This is a genomic window from Nodularia sp. UHCC 0506 (assembly GCF_034931045.1).
In the GTDB taxonomy this organism is placed as follows: domain Bacteria; phylum Cyanobacteriota; class Cyanobacteriia; order Cyanobacteriales; family Nostocaceae; genus Nodularia.
The window spans coordinates 25400-29420 of record NZ_JAYGHH010000053.1; the positions used below are offsets into that span (position 1 = coordinate 25400).

3 protein-coding genes are annotated in these 4021 nt (G+C 41.2%); all 3 read left to right on the top strand.

Features of this window, described 5'->3' with window-relative positions; translation table 11 throughout:
- Positions 1–417 (top strand): AraC family transcriptional regulator (locus VB654_RS21525; protein WP_323215841.1); only part of this gene is annotated, 417 nt, incomplete at its 5' end.
- 170 nt (positions 418–587) lie between these two features.
- Complete coding sequence (locus VB654_RS21530; RefSeq protein ID WP_323215842.1) at positions 588–3170, top strand: TonB-dependent receptor; 2583 nt, start codon at positions 588–590, stop codon at positions 3168–3170.
- A gap of 45 nt (positions 3171–3215) precedes the next feature.
- The coding region (locus VB654_RS21535; protein ID WP_323215843.1) for an ABC transporter substrate-binding protein at positions 3216–4021 on the top strand (806 nt) is incomplete at its 3' end.

Sequence of the window (4021 nt, forward strand, 5' to 3'; positions counted from 1 at the left end):
GCAAAGGCTCTTGAACTGATGACACTCCAGTTTAGCCAGTTTATAGAACCAGTATCACCTGCTAAACAGCAATTTCATTTGGCGCTGGATGATGTTGATAGAATTTATCAAGCTAAAGAAATTATCATCCATAATCTGCAAAGTCCACCCTCATTGTTAGAATTATCTCGGCAAGTAAGCCTAAATGACCATAAATTAAAGCAAGGATTCCGTCAAATTTTTGGTACAACAGTGTTTGGTTATTTACACGATTATCGAATGCAGCAAGCATATATGTTGTTAGCTACAGGTCAAATGAAAGTCAAGGAAGCAGCACAAGCAGTTGGTTATGCTAGTCCTAGTTCGTTCAATTCTGCATTTAAGAAAAAATTTGGTGACAACCCAAAGTCATATCAAGTGAAAAAAAGCAAGGAATAAATTTAAACAAATTATTGGACCAAGTTAGTATAAAAACTCCGTTTGGAACAAGAAAAAAATCCGTCTGCAACAATTTTGGGTCTTCAAATTAACTTTGCTATTCCGGTATATTAGTTGACAAAGATTTTTATTTGTCTTTGTAAAAATAATTTAATTGGTGGCTGATGGTAATGGCAAAGTTGTATGGATTATTTGGTGTAGCGAGTTGGAGTTTGATTTTAGTTGCTATACCTGCAATGGGTGGGGAGATAAAAAGTATAAGTACGCAAGGAAAAGCCGATTTTAGTCGAGGATCTGAGCGCCAGGATGTTACACCTGTAGGCAATACTCTTAAATTCAAACAAAGACTGGCTCAATTACCAACTACCATGCCTGTGGCAAAAGTAGCGATCGCTGAAGTTAGATTACAATCTACCGATCAGGGAATAGAAATAATCTTACTAACAAATCAATCAGCGCAACTGCAACTGGTAAATAGAAGTGAGGGTAATAATTACATTGTAGATATCCCTAATGCTCAACTCAGTCTAGCAAGTGGGGAAGAATTTCGCCAAGAAGAACCCACAGATGGAATTACCACCGTCAGCGTGACTAATCTTGATGCTAACACCATCCGCGTGACTGTGGAGGGTGAGGCGGGATTACCCACTGTAGGGTTATTTGACAGTGATGAAGGTCTGATTTTTGGCTTCACACCAGTTGTAACTTCTGCCCAAACTCCACAATTACCAGCAGAACCAGAAGGTGAAACTCAAACAGAACAACCATCAACTCCAGACCAGCCGATTGAATTGGTGGTAACGGGTCAGCAAGATAGATACAGTGTACCCAATGCCACAACTGCGACAAGAACGGACACACCCCTACGGGACATTCCCCAATCAATTCAAGTCGTTCCCCGACAGGTATTAGAGGACAGACAAGTGATTCGCGCCTCTGAAGCATTGCGTAATGTCAGTGGCGTGCAACGGGGAAATACAGTTGGTGGCATATCTGAGGTATTTAATATTCGTGGATTTCAACAATTTGGAGGGAATCTCCGTGATGGCTTTAGAGACACTTTCACTCCTCTGGTGGAAACGGCAAATTTGGAACGAATAGAAGTCCTCAAAGGGCCAGCTTCCCTACTCTATGGTAATTTAGATCCTGGTGGTATTATTAACTACGTTACCAAACAACCTCTCTCAGAGCCTTTTTATGCTGCGGGATTGCAGGTTGGAAGTTTTGGTTTAGTGCGACCAACCCTTGATTTATCAGGCCCCTTAAACCCAGAGGGGACATTACTCTATCGCTTGAATACCGCTTATGAGAGAGGCGGAAACTTTCGGAACTTTGATACAGAAGTGGAACGATTCTTCATTTCACCTGTAGTTACTTGGAAGATTAGCGATCGCACTGACGTAACATTTGAATTTGAATACTTAAATGATCAGCGCCCATTTGATCGGGGATTAATTGCACTTGGTACAGGGCTTGCTGATATTCCCTTTGATCGAGTTTTGGGTGAACTAGATGACTCTAGCGAAAGAACAAATTTGTTAGCAGGATATCGATTAGAGCATAGTTTCAACGATAACTGGACACTCCGCAATCGGTTTCGATTTTCTTATGAGGACTTTACTTTAGCTAACGCTGATCCTTCAAGACTAAATCAGGAAACTGGTGAACTGTCTAGAGATTATATCATTAGTGATAGTGAAGCAAGAACCTTTGCATTGCAAACCGAGCTAATCGGAAAGTTTGCTACTGGATCAGTCGAGCATAAACTTTTATTTGGTGTTGATTTGTCTTGGGACACAAGAGAAGGTGCAGTTCTATTTGCTGCGGCTCCCAGTATCAATATATTTAACCCTGTTTATGGAATAGCACCCCTACCTCCGAGAGATGAGTTCCCATTTAACTTTCCTAACCGGACTGAAACAAATTCTTTCGGTATATTTTTGCAGGATCAAATTACGCTGGCTGAAAACTTCAAGCTATTAGTGGGAGGACGCTTTGATAACATTAATCAAACTACTCTCACCAGTGAACGGGAATCCCAAGCCTTTAGTCCACGAGCTGGCATTGTCTATCAACCGATTGAGCCAATTTCTCTATATGCTAGTTTTAGTAGATCCTTTCAACCTAACATTAGAACTCGTGTAGATGGTTCGTTGCTTGAACCCGTGCGCGGTACACAGTATGAAGTGGGTGTTAGAGGTGAATTTCTCAACAGTAGATTGATTACAAATTTGGCTGCCTACGAAATCACTAGGAGCAATCTTGCTATCACTGATCCCGATAATCCAAGATTTGCCATTCCATCAGGAGAGCAAAGAAGCCGGGGTATTGAGTTGGATGTCACAGGACAAGTTCTTCCGGGATGGAATATTATTGCTTCTTACGCTTACACCGATGCCAGAGTAACCAGGGATAACAACCTACAACCGGGTAATTTGCTGGATGGTGTACCGTTTAACTCCGCCAGTTTATGGTCAACTTATGAGATTCAAGCAGGTGATTTGCAAGGCTTAGGATTTGGCTTGGGTTTATTCTATGTTGGTGAACGCCAAGGTGATTTGAATAACTCTTTTCAAGTACCTAGTTATGTGCGTACTGATGCCAGTATATTCTATCGACGAAACAATTGGCGGGCTGGTATTAACATTAACAACCTTTTCAATGTAGATTATATCGAAGCTTCTCAGATCAGGACTCGCATTGATCCTGGTGCGCCGTTCACAGTCAGAGGAACGCTGTCAGTGGAATTTTAAATTGTCCAGTACTTCGTTCGAGTAGAACTAAATCAACTTTCCAAAATGTATAAAATTCGTCGTGGGCTTAGGTTCTTTGGGTTAACACTTCTGGCAATTGTGCTATTTTCTGCTTGTGCTAATAATGTCTCACAAAACTTAACTAGCCCTGCTGAGTTATTGCCTTCACAGTGCAGAATAGTCAAACATCTTATGGGTGAACCCTGTGTTCCTAATGACCCACAACGGATAGTAGTGCTAGATGAACCAAGCTTAGAGATTGCATTGACTTTAGGTCTCAAACCTGTAGGTGCTTCTGTCTTCTTTGGAGATGTATCTGCTGGAAATATACCTGCTTACTTGCAGAAAAAATCTCAAGAATTGACGATGGTTGGTGAATCTGGAAAACCCAATTTAGAAAAGATTCTGACGCTTCAGCCAGACGTAATTCTTTCGGTTTCTAATTTGACACAACGAGGAAGCTTATATAATCAATTGTCGCAAATTGCACCGACAGTTACTTGTGAATGGTGGAACGGTAAAATCGTTCGTTGGAAGGAATGTTTTCAATCCTTCGCTGAAGCATTGGGTAAATCATCTGAGGCAGATATTGTCATCAATAATTATCAGCAACGGGTAACAAAGTTACAACAGGCATTAGGCGATTCTCTCAACACTACAGAAGTTTCACTCGTCAGGATTTACGCAGATAAAATTCGCCTGCGGGGAGAAGGACAACATATATGCAGTATGGTCATTCAGGATGTGGGATTACCTCGTTCTCCGATTCAAAAAGAGGGAATTGATATGTCGATTGAGAGTATTGAATATGCAGATGGGGATGTGATTTTTCTGCAACAGCATCCACAAGC

Coding starts and splice junctions, on each gene's coding strand:
- VB654_RS21530 (WP_323215842.1), top strand. CDS start 588: ATGGCAAAGTTGTATGGATTATTTGGTGTAGCGAGTTGGAGTTTGATT.